The 18,904-nt window shown below is 55.9% G+C and carries 12 protein-coding genes; 8 read left to right on the forward strand and 4 right to left on the reverse strand.

Annotated elements, in window-relative coordinates; genetic code table 11:
- Positions 1–85: 85 nt before the first annotated feature.
- Both EU556_RS19370 and EU556_RS19375 read left to right on the forward strand, forming a co-directional pair.
- Complete coding sequence (locus tag EU556_RS19370; RefSeq protein WP_135435786.1) at positions 86–565, forward strand: hypothetical protein; 480 nt, start codon at positions 86–88, stop codon at positions 563–565.
- Between the two features lie 131 nt (positions 566–696).
- Complete coding sequence (locus tag EU556_RS19375; RefSeq protein WP_135435787.1) at positions 697–2,118, forward strand: MBOAT family O-acyltransferase; 1,422 nt, start codon at positions 697–699, stop codon at positions 2,116–2,118.
- Here EU556_RS19375 and EU556_RS19380 read toward each other — a convergent pair.
- The gene (locus tag EU556_RS19380) at positions 2,115–3,746 is read right to left on the reverse strand and encodes an FAD-dependent oxidoreductase (protein WP_135435788.1); all 1,632 of its coding nucleotides are present in this window, start codon (positions 3,744–3,746) and stop codon (positions 2,115–2,117) included. The two genes, EU556_RS19375 and EU556_RS19380, sit on opposite strands and share 4 nt — an antisense overlap.
- A gap of 130 nt (positions 3,747–3,876) precedes the next feature.
- On the opposite strand from EU556_RS19380, the gene EU556_RS19385 reads away from it, so the two are divergent.
- Positions 3,877–4,119: a hypothetical protein gene (locus tag EU556_RS19385; RefSeq protein WP_135435789.1), complete on the forward strand. Its 243-nt coding sequence runs from the start codon at positions 3,877–3,879 to the stop codon at positions 4,117–4,119.
- 56 nt (positions 4,120–4,175) lie between these two features.
- A complete protein-coding gene (locus EU556_RS19390; RefSeq protein WP_135435790.1) occupies positions 4,176–4,427 on the forward strand; it encodes a hypothetical protein in 252 nt (83 codons plus the stop codon).
- Positions 4,428–4,647: 220 nt separating this feature from the next.
- Here the strand turns inward: EU556_RS19390 and asnS are convergent, their stop codons facing one another.
- A complete protein-coding gene (asnS, locus tag EU556_RS19395) occupies positions 4,648–6,054 on the reverse strand; it encodes an asparagine--tRNA ligase (RefSeq protein WP_135435791.1) in 1,407 nt (468 codons plus the stop codon).
- Positions 6,055–6,356: 302 nt separating this feature from the next.
- On the opposite strand from asnS, the gene rpoN reads away from it, so the two are divergent.
- From rpoN to EU556_RS19410, 3 genes are all read left to right on the forward strand, one after another.
- A complete protein-coding gene (rpoN, locus tag EU556_RS19400; RefSeq protein ID WP_135435792.1) occupies positions 6,357–7,940 on the forward strand; it encodes an RNA polymerase factor sigma-54 in 1,584 nt (527 codons plus the stop codon).
- 143 nt (positions 7,941–8,083) lie between these two features.
- The gene (locus tag EU556_RS19405; RefSeq protein ID WP_135435793.1) at positions 8,084–8,752 is read left to right on the forward strand and encodes a hypothetical protein; all 669 of its coding nucleotides are present in this window, start codon (positions 8,084–8,086) and stop codon (positions 8,750–8,752) included.
- Between the two features lie 136 nt (positions 8,753–8,888).
- Positions 8,889–12,494 (forward strand): PAS domain-containing hybrid sensor histidine kinase/response regulator, encoded by a 3,606-nt coding sequence (locus tag EU556_RS19410; protein ID WP_135435794.1) that lies wholly within the window; start codon positions 8,889–8,891, stop codon positions 12,492–12,494.
- 77 nt (positions 12,495–12,571) lie between these two features.
- On the opposite strand, the gene EU556_RS19415 is transcribed toward EU556_RS19410, so the two are convergent.
- Complete coding sequence (locus tag EU556_RS19415) at positions 12,572–13,303, reverse strand: LytR/AlgR family response regulator transcription factor (RefSeq protein ID WP_135435795.1); 732 nt, start codon at positions 13,301–13,303, stop codon at positions 12,572–12,574.
- A 440-nt stretch (positions 13,304–13,743) separates the two neighbouring features.
- Positions 13,744–15,126: an FAD-dependent oxidoreductase gene (locus EU556_RS19420; protein WP_135435796.1), complete on the reverse strand. Its 1,383-nt coding sequence runs from the start codon at positions 15,124–15,126 to the stop codon at positions 13,744–13,746.
- Positions 15,127–15,791: 665 nt separating this feature from the next.
- Between EU556_RS19420 and EU556_RS19425 the strand changes: the two genes are divergently transcribed.
- Positions 15,792–18,533, forward strand: a complete 2,742-nt coding sequence (locus EU556_RS19425) for a TonB-dependent receptor (protein ID WP_135435797.1) — start codon at positions 15,792–15,794, stop codon at positions 18,531–18,533.
- Positions 18,534–18,904 lie beyond the last annotated feature (371 nt).

Genomic DNA, 18,904 nt, shown 5'->3' on the forward strand with positions numbered 1-18,904 from the left:
CAAGCTCGTGCGTAAGCTGCTTTGCCAGTTTGGCCCCGTTCTTGTTTTCTGTCTACTGTTCTCCCATCCTTTTGCTTTTACACATATGAAACTGCTCACTAAACTCAGCCTGACTGGCCTACTAGGTGTGGCCCTGTCGATGGCTTCGGCTCCGGCCCAAGCGCAGGTAACTATCAACGTAAACCCGCCTTCCTGGGGCCCCTCCACCCCAGCCGGTACGCAGTATTACTATATTCCCGAGACGCAGAGCTACTATGACCTGCGGGCCCAGCGCTACATTGTGCAGCAAAACGGGCAGTGGACGCGCGTAGCCAACGTATCGGGTTATGATCCGCGCAGCTTCCACCCGGTGGTGCTTGATTACCGCGGCTCCCAGCCCTGGGACCAGTTCAACCGTCACCGTGAAATCTACCTGCCACCCGGCCAAGTGAAGCGCCTGCAAAGCGGCAAAGGCCTGCCCCCTGGCCAAGCCAAGAAAATATATGGTAACAACCCTGGCTACCCTGGGCCTGTAGGCCACCCCGGCAACGGTAATGGTAAAGGGCACGGCAAAGGCAAGCACTAGGCTTATTTGCAATGTTTTAACCGGAAGCCTCCCCTCTTGGCACTGCTGAGTCGGGAGGCTTTTTTGCGCCCACATTGCGGGAGCGGGAAGGCCGCCCTGTATTTTCGCCGGGCCTTCCGTTGTCGCGCCTCATGGTATTCAGTAGCTCGCTGTTTCTCTTCTACTTTCTGCCCGGCTTTCTGCTGCTGTACCTGCTGGCGCCGGCGCGCTTGAAGAACGCGGTAGCCTTGGTGGCCAGCCTGCTGTTTTACGCCTGGGGAGGGCTCAACTTTCTGGCGCTGTTTCTGGCCTCGGTGGTGCTCAACTTCTACCTCATCCGGTTGATGGAAGCCGCGGCAGGTTGGCAGAAGCGCATTTACCTGACGGTTAGCATCGTGCTCAACGTGGGCATGCTGTTTTACTTCAAGTACACCAACTTTTTTCTGGAGAACCTGAGCGGAGTGAAAACGGCTCTGGGCGGCGAGGCCCTGCACTGGCAACAGGTGGTGCTGCCCATTGGCATTTCCTTTTTCACCTTCGAGAAGCTGACCTACTCCATTGATGTGTACCGGGGCGTAAACAAGCCCCTGCGTAGTTTCTGGGACTTCCTGCTCTACATCATGCTCTTCCCGAAGATGATTGCCGGACCCATTGTACGCTTCCATGAAATAGCCGGGCAGCTCCAGGACCGCACGGCCTTCGATACCGTAGATCAGAAGCTGGCCGGCCTGTTTCGGTTTGGCTTGGGCCTCGCCAAGAAAGTACTCATTGCCAATGCCCTAGGCCAGGAGGCCGACCGGATTTTCGGCCTGGCCCCGGCCGAGGTATCGGCGCCGCTGGCATGGCTGGGCGCAGTGGCCTACACCTTCCAGATCTACTTCGACTTTTCTGGCTACTCCGATATGGCCATCGGGCTGGGTCGCCTCATGGGCTTTCAATTTCCGGAGAACTTCAACAACCCCTATATCTCGCGAAGCATCACCGAGTTCTGGCAGCGCTGGCACATCACGCTCGGCCGCTGGATGCGCGACTACCTCTACATTCCGTTGGGCGGCAACCGCGTGAAGCCCGCCCGGCTCTACCTCAACCTCTGGACGGTATTCCTGCTCTCGGGTTTCTGGCACGGCGCCGCCTGGAACTTCATTGCCTGGGGTGCCTACCACGGCCTGTTCCTGGTTCTGGACCGCCTGTTTCTGCTGCGCCTTTCGCGCCGGCTGGGCGCGCTGAGCATCGTGCCTACCTTCTTGGTGACTGTGGTAGGCTGGGTGCTATTCCGGGCCGAAAGCTTGAGTGCCGCCCTGGCCTACGTGGGTCGCATGTTCTCCCCAGAGTGGCCTAGGCCCCTCCCCGACCTATCGGCGGAATTCTGGACTACGCTAGGCTTGGCCGGGGCCTGCGCTTTCCTGGCCGCCCTGCCGCGGGTAGAGCATTGGGAGCTGGACTGGCTGGCTGCCGAGCCCCTACCCCTGCGGCGGGCGGTAGGCCTCGGCTTGCTCACGGCGGTGCTGTTGGTGCTGAGTGCCAGCTATGTAGTCAGCAGCACGTTCAACCCGTTCATCTACTTCCGCTTCTAGGCCAGGGGCGTGGCTTGTTCCAGCAGTTTGTTCCAGTTGATTTTCTTTCGGGCCGCGGTGGGCGTGGGCATACGGTCTTGTTGAAATAAGGCCTCAATGCAAATCATGTCATCGTCGCGGTTCATGGCGGCAGCGGCTACTATGCGATTGTTGAGGGCGTAGAGGGCCAGAAAGTCGAGGCGGCGCACGTCGCCGTGGAAGATAATTTCATCCCAGCTGCTGGCGTGGCCGGCGTAGCGCAGGCTTTTGCCGTACTGCTGGGTCCAGAAAAACGGTACGGCGGTGAAGGCTTCCGGCCGGCCCAGCATGTTGCGCGCGGCGCAGGCACCTTGCTGCTGCGCCATGCGCCAGTGCTCAATGCGGTGCTGGCCTAGGCCACTCGGTAGCGGAAACAGGGCTACGTCGCCCGCGGCGTAGATGTGCTCGGCGGCGCACAAGTGAGCATCTACACGTAGGCCACCATCTTTCTCCAAGTCCAGCACCTCCGCCAAAAAATCGGTGGCGGGCCGCACGCCCACGCCCAGTACCACCACATCGGCGGGCAGGCGCTGCCCCGACTCCAGCCGCACGGCTACCACCCGGCCGTTTTCACCTTCCAGTGCCGCTACGGCGGCCTCGGGCTTGAAACGCACCCCCTGGCGGCGGTGCAAATTGCGAAAGGCCCGCCCAATCTTCGGCCCCAGAATTCGCTCAAAGGGTTCTGCCTCCTGGGCTACCACGGTCACATGCCGCTGCCCATCAGCCAAGCTAGACGCCGCTTCCATCCCGATAAAGCTAGCCCCGATAATAACCACACGTTGCGCGCTAGCTGCGGCCTGCCGCAGAGCGGTAGCGTCTTCAGCCGTTCGGAGTGGCAGCACACCCGCCAGTTCGTGCCCTGGCAGTTTAGGCAAGAGGTTAGGTTGGCTGCCGGGCGCTAGCAGCAGTGCATCGTAATGCAGCGTAGTACTGTCGCTGAGCTGCACTTCTCGCTTATGCTGGTTGAGCCTAGTTACGCGGGCTGGCACTAGCTCAATCTGATGCTCGGCGTAGAACTCCAGCTTGCGCAATGGCAGCCCTTTTTTGTCAGCTTTGCCCGCCAGGTAGCTCTTGCTCAGCTTGGTACGATCGTAGGGCGGCTCCTGCTGGCCCGTAACCAACACGATGCGGCCCCCGAAGCCTTCGGTGCGCAGGGTTTGCGCCGCAAACTGGCCGGCCGCCCCGCCACCTACCAGCACAAACGTCCGCGCATCAGGAGCCGCGGCGTGCGGTGGGGGCGCCTCGCCGCCTACCAGGGCCGTCGGAGTTTTCTCGGGGCTATCCGCTGCGGCAACTGGCTTGCTCGGCACCTGCACCCACACCCGGCCTTCGGCCACCCGCACGGGGTAGCTGGGCAGATTGTCTAGGGCCGGTGGCTGGCACAAGTGCCCATCCGTCACCCGGAAACAGGTATGATGCCAGGGGCAAATCAGCTGGTCATTCACAATACGCCCCTTCTCCAGCGGCGCCCCGTAGTGTGGACAGCGGGCTGCCAGCGCCAGGTACTGCCCTTCGCGGCGAATCAAGAGCACTTCAGTGCCTTGGGCCGTGAAGGCGCGCATGTCACCATCCTGCAGAGCATCAGCGGGGGCGAGGTCAAGTTCGGGCATTGGTGGGTACGGTTGAGGTTGGGGTGCTTTGCCAACGCAGAGAAGTAAAACCAGGTTGTGCCCTCTTTGCGTAATTCTATTTCCTGACTTCTATCCAGTTAGCCCCCGCTTCCTATTCCGTCAGCCTGTTATGTCCCGCTCCCACCCGCTTCCGTATTCTGGCTTATCGGTCGAGCTGCAGCAGCTATTGCCCGCCGACCATTGCTGCGTGCTGGTGTACCGCACCCCCGGTACCTCCGCCGAATTTAGCGTGCGCACCAATGTGCTAGGCCTATTGCGGCGCGGCACAGTCGATTTTCTGTGTCTGGATGAAGGCCGGGAGCTGCCCCTCGATTGGCTGGTGGCCGTAGATGGGCACCGCTTAGCCGCCTAGGCCACCTCAACTGACGATTCTGCGTAAATAGGTTTATCCACCCACTTAAGCCTGCTATGTCTACGCCCGCCTACACGCCCATCAGCTGCTCTTTCTACGACGAGCTCGAAGCCCGCGCCACCACCGGCCAGCCCTGCACCCTCACCTACCGCACCGAGCCCGATACCCCGCCCAGCACCTACCACGGCACCATCCAAGACCTGTTCATCAAGGACAAAGTAGAATACCTCCGCCTCGCCGACGGCTTCGAGCTGCGCCTAGATGCGCTAGTAGCTGTGGACGATAAGGAAATGCGTAATTACTGCTAGGCCAGTTTCTTTAACCATATTATAAAGCACGTCATCCTGAGCGAAGCGAAGGATCTTATAGTGTTTAACGACTCGTACAAACATTATAAGATCCTTCGCTTCGCTCAGGATGACGTGTAGGTTTATCAACAAACAACGGCCGCCTCATAAGAAGCGGCCGTTGCTGTAAAGTGCACCAACTGAATCCGTGCAATCCGAAAAATCCGTCTAAATCGGTGATTTAGAATTCAGCGCTCTTGGGGAAGCGGGGGAAGGGGATTACGTCGCGGATGTTGGCCATGCCGGTCACGAACAGGATGAGGCGCTCGAAGCCCAGACCGAAGCCGGCGTGGGGCGCGGTGCCGTACTTGCGCAGCTCCAAGTACCACCACAGGTCGTGCTCGGGCACATTCATTTCGGCCATGCGCTGGGTGAGCTTTTCCAGGCTTTCCTCGCGCTCCGAGCCGCCGATGATTTCGCCGATGCCGGGGAAGAGCACGTCCATGGCGCGCACAGTTTTGCCGTCGTCGTTGAGCTTCATGTAGAAGGCCTTGATATCCTTGGGGTAGTTGGTCAGGATAACTGGCTTCTTGAAGTGCTTCTCCACGAGGTAGCGCTCATGCTCGCTCTGCAGATCGGTGCCCCAATCCACGGGGAATTCAAACTTCTGCTTCGCCGACTTCAGGATTTCGACTGCCTCAGTGTAGTTCAGGCGCTGGAACTCGTTGTCCACCACAAACTGCAGACGTGTGAGTAGCTCCTTGTCGTACTGCTCGTTGAGGAACTTGAGGTCGTCCTGGCAGTTGTCGAGGGCGTAGCGCACCAGGTAGCGGAGGAAATCCTCGGCCAGGTCCATGTTGTCCTGCAGGTCGTTGAAGGCCACTTCGGGTTCAATCATCCAGAACTCGGCCAGGTGGCGGGCAGTGTTGGAGTTTTCAGCCCGGAACGTGGGGCCGAAGGTGTACACTTTACCCAGCGCCATGGCCGCCACTTCGCCTTCCAGCTGCCCCGATACGGTCAGGTTGGTTTGCTTGCCGAAGAAGTCCTGCTTGTAGTCTACGCCAGCTTTATCCTCCGTGAGGGGCGGGTTCTGATCGGGCAGCGTAGTTACGCGGAACATTTGGCCGGCACCTTCGGCATCGGACCCCGTGATGATGGGCGTGTGCACGTAGTAGAAGCCCCGGTCGTTGAAGAACTGGTGCACGGCAAAGGCCATGGCGTGCCGAATGCGCAGCACCGCCCCAAACGTGTTGGTGCGAGGACGCAGGTGGGCAATTTCGCGCAGGAATTCCAGCGAGTGGCCTTTCTTCTGCAGAGGGTAGGTTTCGGTATCGGCCTTGCCATACACCGTTATTTCCGTAGCCTGAATCTCCACCGACTGCCCTTTGCCCTGCGAAGCCACCAGCTGGCCGCGCACTTGCACGGCGGCGCCGTTTTCTACGCCCTCAGCCTTCAGCTTCTCCTCCGGAAACTGCTCGGCATTGGCTACCACCTGAATGGAATTAAAGCCGGAGCCGTCGTTCACGGCAATAAACTGCACGTATTTGTTGCCGCGGCGGGTGCGCACCCAGCCGCGTACCAGCACTTCGCGGTCCAGCTCAGTGCTGCTCAGCAACTCCTGCACGCTGGATCTTCTAAGGTCGGACATCGGGACTCTGTGTTCTCAGGGTTAAAACTTTGGTAAGAGCAAAGGTAAACGATTTGCAGGCCGAAAATTGCCCTTTCTTGCGCGTCTTCTGCTTCGGGCGTGCCAGCAGGGTGGCCTAGGCCACTTCCGGTCGCCTTCAGCTACTGGCCTATGTCGTTGCGGCCAACCTCAACACTAGGCTAAGCGTAGTCAAAACGGGAAGCCTTGTCCCAACATTTTCGGCCTAACTCAAGTACAGAAAGGGCTATATTTGGCCACACCACCCCGTTTCCCAACCGGCGGGGCGTACGCGTTTTTAGAGTATGCAACGACTGGACATGAAGCAGCTTCTCTCGCAGAAGCTGTCGCCCCAACAGATACAATTTATTAAGCTGCTGCAGATTCCGACGGCAGAGCTGGAAGCCCGCATCAAGGAAGAACTGGAAGTAAACCCAGCCCTTGAGGAAGGCGACGACAACGAGGAGTACGAGGAAGAGGAGCGCTCCGACGACAGCGACGACGAGGACTACGACGACCCCGACTCGGAATTTGATAACGACGACAACACGCTCGACGAGGACTTCCGCGACGAGCAGGGCGAAGAGCAGCCTGAAATAGAACTCCCCGCCAAAGACGAGGAGCCCGCCGACCTGAAAGACTCATCGTCGGAGGAAGACCTCGACCTGAGCGACTACCTCAACGACGACGAAATAGCCGGCTACAAAATGCAAGGTGACGGCCCCGGCGAGGACGAGGACGACCGGGAAATGCCCCTGGCCGATACCAGCGGCTCGCTGATCGACAACCTGATCGACCAGCTGGGCTTTGCCAACCTCGATGAAAAGCAGGAAGCCATCGGCCGCCAGCTTATCGGCTCCATCGACGGCGACGGTTACATCCGCCGCGACCTGTCGGCCATTGCTAACGACCTAGCTTTCTCGCAGAACATTGAGGCCACGGTGCCCGAAATTGAGGCTGTGCTGCACGTAGTCCAGTCGTTTGACCCGGCTGGCATTGGCGCCCGCGACCTGCAGGAGTGCTTATTGCTGCAACTAGAGCGCCGCCCTCAGGATGATATTACCGAACACGCCGAGCGCATCCTGAACGAGACGTTTGATGAGTTTACCAAGAAGCACTACCAGCGCATTCAACAGCGTCTGGACTTGGAGGACGAAGAAATCAAGGAGGCCATTGCCTTGATTCTGAAGCTCAACCCCAAGCCGGGCGGCACTGGCCCGGTAGGTATGGGCAAGGTACAGTACATCATTCCCGACTTCATTCTGACCCACGATAACGGGCAGTTCAACCTGACCTTGAACTCGCGCAACGCCCCCGATTTGCGCGTGTCGCCGGCCTATACTGAGATGTTTCAGGCCTACGACAAGGCTTCGAAGAAGGACAAGAAGATGAAGGAGGCCGTGACCTTCGTGAAGCAGAAGCTCGACTCGGCCCGCTGGTTCATTGACGCCATCCGGCAGCGCCAAAACACCCTACTGCGCACCATGGACGCCATCGTGCGCTACCAGCGTGACTTCTTCCAGGACGGCGACGAGAGCAAGCTGCGCCCCATGATTCTGAAGGACATTGCTACCGAAATCGGGATGGATATTTCGACGGTGAGCCGGGTGGCTAACTCGAAATCGGTGCAGACGGAGTTCGGTATTTATCCGCTGAAGTACTTCTTCTCCGAGGGCATTGCCACCGACTCGGGCGAGGATGCCAGCAGCCGCGAGGTGAAGCACATCCTGAAGGAAATCATCGAGGGCGAGAAGAAAGACCGCCCCCTCTCCGACGACAAGCTGGAGAAGATGCTCAACGCCCGCGGTTACAACATTGCCCGCCGCACCGTGGCCAAGTACCGTGAGCAGCTAAACATTCCGGTAGCCCGCCTGCGCAAAGAGCTCTAGGCCAGTCTCTCTAGCTGCTAACCAAACAATCCATAACCTCCTGCCGTGCGTATTTGCGGCAGGAGGTTTTGTTTTTAGCCCACTTGATTGCATACCCAGTGGCCTAGGCCACTTACCGCAAGTACGGAGGTGCTAGGCTGCATTTGCTCTATCTTCGCCTTTCGCATTTTTTCAGTTACCGGGTGTCGCGTGGGCTAGCCATGGCGCTGTCGGTGGTATTTCATCCGCTGCTGGTGCCGTCTTATTTGTACTACATTGTGTGCTACCAGCTACCCGGCTTGGTGCTGCGTCCCCTGTTGCCCGAGCGCTGGTTTGTGCTGGCCACGGTGCTGCTGTTCACGTTTGTGCTGCCTACAATCAGCTCAGTGGTGCTCCTGCGCTTCGGACTACTCGACTCCCTGGAAATGAGTGTGCGGCGGCAGCGGGCCTGGCCCTTGCTGCTGGCTACCAGCAGCTTTACCATTGCGGCAGTGCTGCTCAACCGACCACAGTTCTTCGACCCATTGCTAGGGCAACTAATGGTAGGCATGGCGCTGGCCGTGGGCCTCACTTTTCTCATTACCCTGCGCTGGAAAATATCGGCGCACGGCGTAGGCGTGGGTGGGGCGCTAGGCCTGTCAGTACTGTTGCACTTGAGTAGCCCAGACAGGCCTAGCGCCTTGTGGTGGCTGGTGGGTGCTGTGCTGGTAGCCGGTGCCGTGCTCAGCGCCCGGTTGGCGCTCAATGCTCATACCGTTGCGCAAGTATGGGCAGGCCTAGGCCTCGGGCTGGGGCTTGTGCTAGGCTTGGGGGCCGGCTTGGCCGCTGGTTAAGCCCCGCTAATTTGTATCTTTCTGCTTGCAATGGTGCTATTCGTTGGTCGCACTACGCTAAGTAGTGCGCTACTGCTACTGAGGCATTTATTGGCAAAAAGAAGCTAGCAGACTCGGCGGTAGAATTCTTGTTTCTATGCAACACCCACACAGCAATCAGGATAGTCTCTCACTTACGGAGCAGCTAGAGCAGGAACGACAGGCCCGCCAAGCTGCCGAGCAGCAGGCTTACGACTTAAAGCGGCAGCTTGCCGTATCGCAGCGCGTGGCCCAGCGTATGACCAGTGGTATTGCCCGGTTCACGCAAAACCTGCGGATTGCGGTGCTAGCAGTGCGCCGGAACGGTTCCGTGGCCTTGGTAAATCAGGAGCTGTGCGACGTATTTGAGATTGAGCAGGATGCCGTTGAGTTTCAGGACCAGCCTGTTCAGCCGCTGCTAGCCGAGATGGAAACGCGGTGCGCTGAGCCCGCCGAAGCGGCCGCTCGCCTGGCTTCTTTGCGGGCTGATGGGCAGCGGGTATTAGGGGAAGCCCTGCGGCTGGCCGATGGTAGCGTGCTGGAGTTTGATTACATCCCCCTGAGTGGGCAGGAGGAGTTGCTGCCCAATGGCTACCTGCTCTCCTTCCGAGATGTTACCCAGGCCCGCCGCACGGAGGAGTATATGAACTCGCTCTCCCGAATTCCGGGTCAGAACCCCAACCCAGTGCTGCGTATTCACGCCGAAGGGCACCTGCTATACGCCAACCCCGCTGCCGACGAGATGCGGCGCGAGTACAACACCCCCTGGCAGGACCCAGACTTTTCACCAACCCTGCGGCGGGCCGTGGCTAGAGCCCTCACCGACAGCACGTACACGCAGGCAGAGGTTCACTTTGCCGGCAAATGCCAACAGGTAGCCATTGCGCCCTTCGTAGAAGACCAGTACGTAAACCTGTACTTCGCCGACATCTCGAGCCTGAAGGAGGCAGAGCAGAAGCTGGCAGAACAGCGTGAGTTTTACGAGACTATACTCAATAAACTGCCTGCCGATGTAGCCGTCTTCGACGCTGAGCACCGGTACCGCTTCGTAAATCCCGCTGCTATCCAAGATCCAGCCCTGCGCCAGTGGATCATCGGGCACGACGACTTTGAGTACGCAGCTCATACTCACCGCCCCCCTACTACTGCACAAAAGCGCCGGGCGCTTTTTCAAAAAGCCGTGCAGCAGCAAGGGGTACTGGCCTGGGAAGAAACTGTGCAAGGCGAAAATGGCCCGCGCTTGGCCTTACGGCACATGCAGCCCGTATTTGGGCCCGATAATGAGTTGCGGCTGGTTATTGGGTACGGTATTGATATTACGGAACGCCATAAGGCTGAAGAAGAGCTCCGCCGCAGTGAGGCCCGCCTGCAAGAACAGCAGGAGTTTGTGCGGCAGGTAGTAGACACGACTCCCAGCATTATCTGGGTAGCCAGTGAAGATGGCACCATCCAGTTTGATAACCAGGCGTTCCGGGAGCTAAGAGCCGCCGGCAACCACCGTTCCGTAGATCGTAGCGACCCTTCTAGTCCGGTAGCAGCCGAAGCTCGGCGGCATTATGGCATCATTGAACAAGTGATCCGCACCCGGGAAGAAATGTCGTACGAAAGCTCCTTTACTCAGATTGATGGCAACGTGAGGTGGTTCCAGACGGTAGTACGCCCCCTGCACCGCGCCGATGGTAGTTTGAACGTGCTGGGCGTAAGCACCGACATCACCGAGATGAAGGCCGCTCGTAGCACTTTAGAGCGCAGCACCAAGCAGTACCGCGACCTGATGCATTACTCGCAGGCGCTTATTTGTACCCATAATCTGAACGGCGAGCTGCTTTACGTGAACCCTGCCGCCGCTCAGCTAGTAGGCGTCACTCCCGAGCGACTAGTGGGCCGCACCTTGCACCACGTGCTGGCCCCAGAGCTCCACCGGCAGCTAAATGAGTACTTGCAACTGGTAGCGCAGCAGCAAGAAGCTACCGGCCTTCTAACGCTCAGGGGCCCCGATGGCCGCCCCCACCACCTCATCTACGATAACTACCGGGTAGATGAGGAGGGAGAAACTCCCTACGTAATTGCCTACGGCCAGGAAATAACGGAACGACTTCTGGCCGAGCAGGAATTGCGCCGGGCCAAGGAAGCCGCCGAAAATACGGCCCAAGCCAAGGAGAACTTCTTGGCCAACATGAGTCACGAAATCAGAACGCCTATTAATGGTATTCTGGGCATGGCGGGCTTGCTGGCTAAAACGCAACTTGACGCCGTGCAGCAAGAGCACCTGCGGATTTTGCGTAACTCAGGCCGCCACTTGCTCACGGTTATCAACGATGTGCTCGATGTAGCCAAGATTGAGTCGGGTAAGCTGGAGTTGGAGCAGGTGCCTTTTGATATTCAGAAATCAATTTGGGAAGCCACCCAAAGCCTGGCTTTCCGGGCCGAAGAGAAGGGAATCGACTTCGTATTTGCCCTGCCTCAGCTCCATGATCCTGTAGTTATCGGCGACCCGGGCCGAATCAACCAGATTGTACTCAACCTACTGTCTAACGCCATCAAATTTACCACCCACGGGCAGGTGGAGCTAGCCGCCGAGGTGCTGGAAGACACCGCCACGGCCCTGACCCTGGAATTCCGGGTAAAGGACAGTGGAATTGGCATTGCCCCGGAGAAGCTGGAGACCATCTTCGAGAGCTTCTCCCAGGCCTACGCCGATATTTCGCGGCGGTTTGGCGGTACTGGCCTAGGGCTTACCATTAGCCGGCGGCTGATAGAGCAATTGGGAGGCCGCTTGTGGGTTACCAGCCAGCTAGGCCAGGGCAGCACGTTCTTCTTCTCGCTCACGCTGCCCAAAGCCGGACAGGCCCTGCCCGCACCCGCGCCCTTGGCGCCGCTCAATTACGATAACCTCCGTGGTACGCGCATTTTGTTGGTAGAAGATCACCCCGTAAACCAACAGCTGGTGCAACTTATTCTGGAAAGCTGGAACGTGGAAACCCACATTGCCTCCGACGGAATAGAAGCGCTAGAGCAACTGGAAGCGCGCTTGTATGATGTAGTGCTTATGGACATTCAGATGCCGGGAATGAGTGGCCTAGACGTGACCCACCGGCTGCGCCAGCACCCCGACCCGTTACGGGCCAACTCCCCCGTAATTGCCCTGACGGCCAACGTGATGCGCAGCGACGATGAAATCTACCGCAAGGCGGGCCTCGATTACTTGTCGAAGCCATTTGAGGAAGACGACCTGTTCCGGAAGATCGAAGCCAACCTGCGTCCTGAGCGCGTAGCTGTTCTCGAAGCTCAGCCGCTTCCGGCCGCTGCACCCGTGACACCCTTGCCGGCACAGCCTACTCATGCCCCAGTAGAATCAGCGCCCGAATCTGCGCTTTTTGATCTGCACCGCCTGCGCGAAACTGCTCACGGCAGCACCATTTTCATGGATAAGATCTTAGCTTCCTTCCGGACGCACACCCCACCGGCGCTTGAGCGAATGCAGGAAGCTGCCGCCGCTAACGACTGGCCTACGGTGGGCGAAATTGTGCATAAGCTGCGGCCATCCATTCAGCTGCTCAATATTCACGCGGCTCAAGCTGATGTAGCCCTCTTGGAGCCTCTTTCCCGCCCCGCCCCTGAAGGTAGCCCCTCTCCCGACCCCAGCCAGCTGCAAGCTGCCTCGAGCCGCCTGCGGACTATGCTAGAAGAAGTAGTGCAGGCGCTGCCTGTAACGGTAACGTAAGGAGCATTTACCCATAAAAAAAGGGTCCCGCATCAGTAGATGCGGGACCCTTTTTTTATGGGTAAATGCTGAGAGGCCTAGATGCGGTTAAGCTTACGAAAGAAGGCCTCCTGATATGATTTGCCGATGGGTACGTGGTGGCCGCCAGGCACCACTGCGGCGCCATCTTCAATGGCTTCAATTCGGCGCATATTCAGAATGTAGGAGCGGTGCACCCGCACAAAGTGGTCGAAGGGCAGACGAGCATCCAGCGCCTTCATCGTGGTGTACACAATGTACTTCTGCTTCTCCGTTACAATAACCACATAGTCTGACAAGGCTTCGATGTATATCACATCATCAAAATTGATACGCACCATCTTGTTGTTCACCTTCACGAACAGGTCGTTGTCCGGTGGGGCAACGGGAGCCGCAGGGGCAGCGGCTACGGCTACTGGGGCCGTATGCTGTTGCAGTGCCCGCTGTACTGCCCGACTGAAACGGGCATAGTCGAAGGGTTTTACCAAGTAATCCGTGACCCGCAGGTCAAACGCATCCACGGCAAAATCTTCATGGGCCGTAGTAAGAATAACAATGGGGGGGTCGGGCAATACGCGCAGCATGTCTAGGCCACTAAGCTGTGGCATCTGCACATCCAGAAACAACACATCTACGCGGTTGCCAGCCCGAAAATAGCTGAGCCCTTGCAACGCATCATCTAGTGATACAACTAGTTGCAGAGAATCGGTCAGAGAAATATAATGTTCCAGCGTCAGCCGATTGATTTCTTCATCATCAATGATGGCACAAGTCAAGACGGGAGCAGCCATAGAATGTAAATTCAAGAGCTAGAAAAACAGTACGCACCGCCTGATATTAGGCAAGTGAAATAGGACATTCACACGGCAAAAAACGACGTTCAGCCGGAAATTTCAACCTCTTAACAACCCCTAAACTAGGGTAGAAAATGGAAAGCGCCAAGCTTCCCCATTTGGGATAAGTGAAATGCCAATATATACCTACTGCCCTTTTGCAAAATCTTGTATAAAAACATGCTTAGCAGCTCGATAACCCACAATTTGATGTAGTAACACCGTTCTGCCGGTTTGATACTTTTTCAATTTAGTAGACTAATTCCTGGGCTTTATACAGTTCCTGAATGTTCTGAACCTATTAGGTACCCGCAATCAACAAGCAAAAGCGTTTTGCCTTGTATGTAGGCCAAGACCGATGAACCACTATTGTATCTATTACCTTTCTACTACCTGGCCTACTGGCGCCGGGCTAATTCCTGTGCAATCAGGGCTTGGACTGCCGGTTGATCGAAGTCGGCCTCTGACTTGATGTGGGGCATAATGCGCTGCATAATCCGTTCTTGCTCTTGCCCACTGGCCCAGGCTTCTGCATAGGGCTGATGCGAAAAGGTTACTTGGGAGTACAACGGCAACCACTGCTGCGGATACTGCGCCGAAATCTTGCTTTCTATCTTTTTCTGCAGCAAAAAGCGGGGGTCTGCCACTCGGTCACGCATCTCCTCAAAGTTATACACAGCCAGGTCGGCCATGGCATCGGCGTTAGGCTTGCGCTGCTGCTGAAATTGCTGGAAAATCGTGAGCCAATCGTGGCCGTATTGGGCCATAAGTCCCTGCAAAATGGTGCAGTCTTCAAACCCGGCGTTCATACCTTGTCCGTAAAAAGGCACAATAGCGTGCGAAGCATCCCCGAGTAGTAGCACCTCGTCAGCCACCGACCATGGATAGCACCGAACGGTCACCAATGAACTGGTAGGGTTTTCAAAGAACTCCTGCTCTAGCTCCGGCATGAGGGGCACCGCATCCGGGAATACTTCTTCAAAGAAGCAGCGTACTTGCGCTGGCGTCTGGAGCGTTTCAAAGGAAACATCTCCTTCGTAGGGGAAAAATAACGTGCAATTAAACGAGCCATCTAGGTTAGGCAGCGCAATCATCATGTACTGCCCCCTAGGCCAGATGTGCAGCGCGTTTTTCTCAATTACCCAACTATTGTCAGGACCGGCCGCAATGGTTAGTTCTTTGTACCCGTAGTTGAGATACTGCTGGGAGTAGTTGAAGCGGTCGGTTTTCTGCATGGCAGCGCGCACAGCCGAGTAGGCGCCATCCGTTCCGAACAAGTGGCGGTAGGGCCATACGCGTGTGCTGGCCGCGGCAGTATCAAACATTTCGAGGGTACGGTTCCGCAGGTCTACGCGGCGGCACTGCTGATTGAAATGCACCTGCACCCGCGGCTCCTCATCTACTAGATCCAACAAGCGCTGGTTGAGGCCAGCCCGCGAAACTGAATAAATGGCCTGTCCTTCTTTACCATAGGGCTGCATGGTTAGCTGACGGCGCTGGTCGTGCATTACGCGGCGGTAAAGCGGAATGGCCACTTCGCGCACTGCCTCTTCTACTCCAATTCCTTGTAAAGCCCGCCACCCCCGGTCAGATAGGGCCAGGTTGATGGATCTGCCTTCTTGGTTTTCGCCTTTTCGTGGGTCGGCCCGCCGCTCAAATACTTCCACAGAATGTCCCTGCCGGGCCAAGTACAGGGCCAGTAACGAGCCGACTAAACCGCCGCCAACTACAGTGAGAGGTTCATTTTCTGGGCCAGATGAGGGTAAGACAGGTGCGGACATACAAGAGGTCGAATAAGAAAGGCAAAGATCGCCTTAACGAAAGTAGAAGATTATAGCGGCTTCGATTAAACGAGAAAAGTTCCGAGTCTGTCTGGTTCTACCTGTGTTTAGTCGTAAAATCTGACCTAGCTAGCAGGCGTTCCTTTCCTTTGGATTTTTCGGAGTAATACTGAAATAACGTCAATTCTATATGCTAGCGGATATGTACCAATTGGCAAAAGTATATCGAGGCCCTGTACGGCGTTCACACCGGAGTCTTTCAGTAACTAACACGCACGACACAACCCCGGAACTATTCAATTCGACGCCCCCTAACTATACTACTACTAAAACTCCTATTGTCACTACTTCAAAACCTATAAGTATAACTGCGGCCAAAACTCGTTTTTGGCTGGGTGAGTATTGCTTAGGAGAAGGTGACTGCCCGACTTTGTACGGTGACCCCGGAATTAGATATTAAGCGTTCCATTGTGAACGATGTCTACTAATCACTTTTCTCTGGTATCCAACTTAACTAAACTTATTATTGGCATAATGCAATAAAATATCAGTAGAAATATGATGGAGATATATGATACTGCATATAATATCTACTGTGTTGTCATTACATTTGTGACCTTTTCTTCTAAACACACCCCGTTGTAATTTTTTGTAATTTTTCCAGTATGAGAAAACTCTACCGTTTTCACTCTCTTTTTTTATTGCTCTTGTTCCTGAGCGTTTTGCCTGCTTGGGCTCAGGAAGCAGCTCTTATCAGCGGCACCATTCAGAATACTGCAGGCGAGCCGGTACCGGGCGCTACTATCTTTATCCGGGGCACATTTATTGGCACCAGCACCGATCGGGAGGGTAAGTTTACCCTGCGTGCTGATTTTGGCGAGGCCCCTGTTGTGCTTTCAGTCTCTTTTGTAGGCTACGAAAGCCGGGAAGTAACCTTGTCCAAGCCCGATAACGCAGTACTAGTTCAGCTCAAGATTAATTCTACGCTGACAAACGAGGTAATTGCCTCTGCGTCTCGCGTAGAAGAAGGCATTTTACAAGCCCCCGTTACGGTAGAGAAAGTAACCTCCCAGCAGGTACTGCGCATGCCTCCCCCCGATGTTCAGGTCGGACTCAATCACTTCAAGGGCATCGATGTGAACAGCACCAGCATGCTGATGAACTCCTTGAGCACCCGCGGTTTTAACTCCGCAAAATCTGAGCGCCTGATTCAGCTAACCGACTACTTCGACACCCAGTCGCCTTCGCTTAACATTAACGCTGGCAACATTACTGGCCTACCAGAGCTCGATATTGAGAGCATTGAAATTATTCACGGGCCAGCCTCCGCTCTATACGGAGCTAATGCCTTTAACGGGGTACTACTCTTAAACTCCAAGGACCCTTTCGTGAGCGAGGGCTTGAGCGCCCGAGTGCGCGGTGGTGAGCGGAGTTTTGGAGAAGGCCAACTGCGCTACGCCAAAAAGCTAACGGATAAGCTCGCCATAAAAATCACAGGCGCTTACCTGACAGCCAACGACTGGTTGGCTACGAACTACGCCGCCACCAGCACAGCCGTGGAGCGCGATAATAACCCCGAAGGTTCTGCCCTGGGCTTCGATGCCGTGAACCGCTACGGCGACGTAAAAAATACTTATAGCCCCGCCCAAAACCGGGCCGCTACTACCACTACCCCAGCCTACACTGTAAATCCGGAACTTTACGGTAAGAGTGTATTTATGCCAGGCTTTACCGAAACCACGCTGGTGGGCGACGACCATAAGGCAAAGGCCTGGAAGGTGCAGCCCTCCTTATCTTACCTAGTTACCAGCAGCGTGAAGATGACCGTAGGGGCCAACATTAACCGGGGCACGGCTAGCTACCAGAGTTCCAGCCGCTACCGGCTGCGCGACTTGGGCACCAACCAGTACCACGGCGAGATAAAAGGCGAGCGGTGGTTTTTACGCGGACAGTCCATTCAAGACTTTGGCAACCGTAGCTACGACTTAGGCTTTTTAGGGGCCTTTATTCAGACCTCACCAGTGGCTGATGGTGCCGCTACGCGCTACGTAGACCAGTATTTTGGTACTTACAACGGCGCTTACACTGCAGCGCGCAATGCGGGGGCTAGTGCAGAGCAAGCGCAGGGCGCGGCTAAAGCCAAAGCCGACCAACTACAGCTAGACCCCAACAGCGCGCGGTTTCAACAGTTGCGCAGCCAGATCATTCAGGATGCAACCCCGGGCCGCGGAGCCCGCCTCAACCCCAGTTCTTTGCTGAACGAGGGCAATGCGCAATACAACTTCAAGCTAGGCACTACCGCCGACCTGATTGTGGGGGCCGCTTACCGTAAGTTCCGCTTGGGCTCTAATGGCAATATCTACTCCGACGACCACAAGCGTATTCAGAACCACGAAACAGGTGGCTATGCTCAGTTCACCAAGAAATTTCTGGATGAACGCCTTAAGCTGGCCCTGGCTGGCCGAATTGATGCCTTCAAGAATTTTGACGCTGCCTTCTCTCCACGGGCTTCGGTAGTGTATTCAGCCGGCGACAACAAGCAGCACAACCTGCGCGCCAGCTTCGGGCGGGCTTTCCGTTCGCCTACCCAACTCGACCAGTACATCCGTCTTGATGTGGGCCGTGCCTTGCTGCTCGGCAACGTTGATAATGGTTTCCAGGGTTACCGTCTGCTCAATGCTCAGGGCCAGCGCTTCGGCACTGTGGGCGCCGACCTTGCTTCATTTGAGGCCAACATTGCCCCGCTGCAATTGGAACGCCTGAGCACGTTTGAGGTAGGCTATAAAGCGGCCCTTAGCGACAAGCTTGCCCTGGACGTGAACTACTACCAGAGCTACTACAACGACTTTATTGGTGCTACCACCTTTATCGGCAACGCAAATGGCTCGCGGCCTACAGTGGCCCAGCTTCAAGCCGGTACGCCCACGCAGTTCCAGTCGGGCGAGACCCGCGTGCTACAGGTCTGGACGAATGCAGCCCAGGAAGTGCGCACGAAGGGTGGAGCTATTGGGGTAACGTACTCTGTAGCGCCCGCGCTTAATCTGGCCGCTAATTACTCGCTTAACATCCTCGACCGCAGCGAAGTGCAGGATCAGGCTTTCCAGACTTATTTCAACACGCCTAAGCACAAGTACAATGTGAGTGCAAGCGGTACCGCCCTCACTCATCTGAGCTATTCGGTAAACTACCGTTGGGCACAAGGCCACGAATACGGTATGCCTTTCGCCGTAGGCCAGTTAGCCAACTATTGTGCCGTTGACGCTTTTGTGGGCTATACCTTTCCTACGTTGTCTAGCACCTTGCAAGCCGGCGCTTCTAATCTGTTAGATGCTAACAACATTCAGGTATATGGCGGACCTAATATTGGTCGCTTGATATACGTAGGCCTGCAGATCGACGTAAAATAACCCTCTTCCCTTAGTTACCTAGTTACTAAGTAAAGTGCTATAAGATGCCGCTTACTCTGGATGCATCCCAGTGTAGGCGGCATCTTATTTTTATTTAATAATAAATAGTTAAATAATGCTAATATAAATTTCCCAAATCCAAACAACTGCTGATTATTTTTCAAGATATCATACCTAAAAAGTAAGCCAAAATTGACGCAATTAGATACTGTCAGCTTATCATATTGGGAGGAAATTCTCAATTTTAGATAATATGTAGCAACATTAACTTGCTAATTCAAGCTATTAACCCTTGATTTTATACTATTCATCTAGAATCAGAGCATGTGTTATTATACAGCTCTAGGTTTGCAGATAGTTTATATTCTCAC

The organism is Hymenobacter fodinae (genome assembly GCF_004745825.1).
Lineage (GTDB): Bacteria > Bacteroidota > Bacteroidia > Cytophagales > Hymenobacteraceae > Hymenobacter > Hymenobacter fodinae.

Coding starts and splice junctions, on each gene's coding strand:
- EU556_RS19370 (WP_135435786.1), top strand. CDS start 86: ATGAAACTGCTCACTAAACTCAGCCTGACTGGCCTACTAGGTGTGGCC.
- EU556_RS19375 (WP_135435787.1), top strand. CDS start 697: ATGGTATTCAGTAGCTCGCTGTTTCTCTTCTACTTTCTGCCCGGCTTT.
- EU556_RS19380 (WP_135435788.1), bottom strand. CDS start 3,746: ATGCCCGAACTTGACCTCGCCCCCGCTGATGCTCTGCAGGATGGTGAC.
- EU556_RS19385 (WP_135435789.1), top strand. CDS start 3,877: ATGTCCCGCTCCCACCCGCTTCCGTATTCTGGCTTATCGGTCGAGCTG.
- EU556_RS19390 (WP_135435790.1), top strand. CDS start 4,176: ATGTCTACGCCCGCCTACACGCCCATCAGCTGCTCTTTCTACGACGAG.
- asnS (WP_135435791.1), bottom strand. CDS start 6,054: ATGTCCGACCTTAGAAGATCCAGCGTGCAGGAGTTGCTGAGCAGCACT.
- rpoN (WP_135435792.1), top strand. CDS start 6,357: ATGCAACGACTGGACATGAAGCAGCTTCTCTCGCAGAAGCTGTCGCCC.
- EU556_RS19410 (WP_135435794.1), top strand. CDS start 8,889: ATGCAACACCCACACAGCAATCAGGATAGTCTCTCACTTACGGAGCAG.
- EU556_RS19415 (WP_135435795.1), bottom strand. CDS start 13,303: ATGGCTGCTCCCGTCTTGACTTGTGCCATCATTGATGATGAAGAAATC.
- EU556_RS19420 (WP_135435796.1), bottom strand. CDS start 15,126: ATGTCCGCACCTGTCTTACCCTCATCTGGCCCAGAAAATGAACCTCTC.
- EU556_RS19425 (WP_135435797.1), top strand. CDS start 15,792: ATGAGAAAACTCTACCGTTTTCACTCTCTTTTTTTATTGCTCTTGTTC.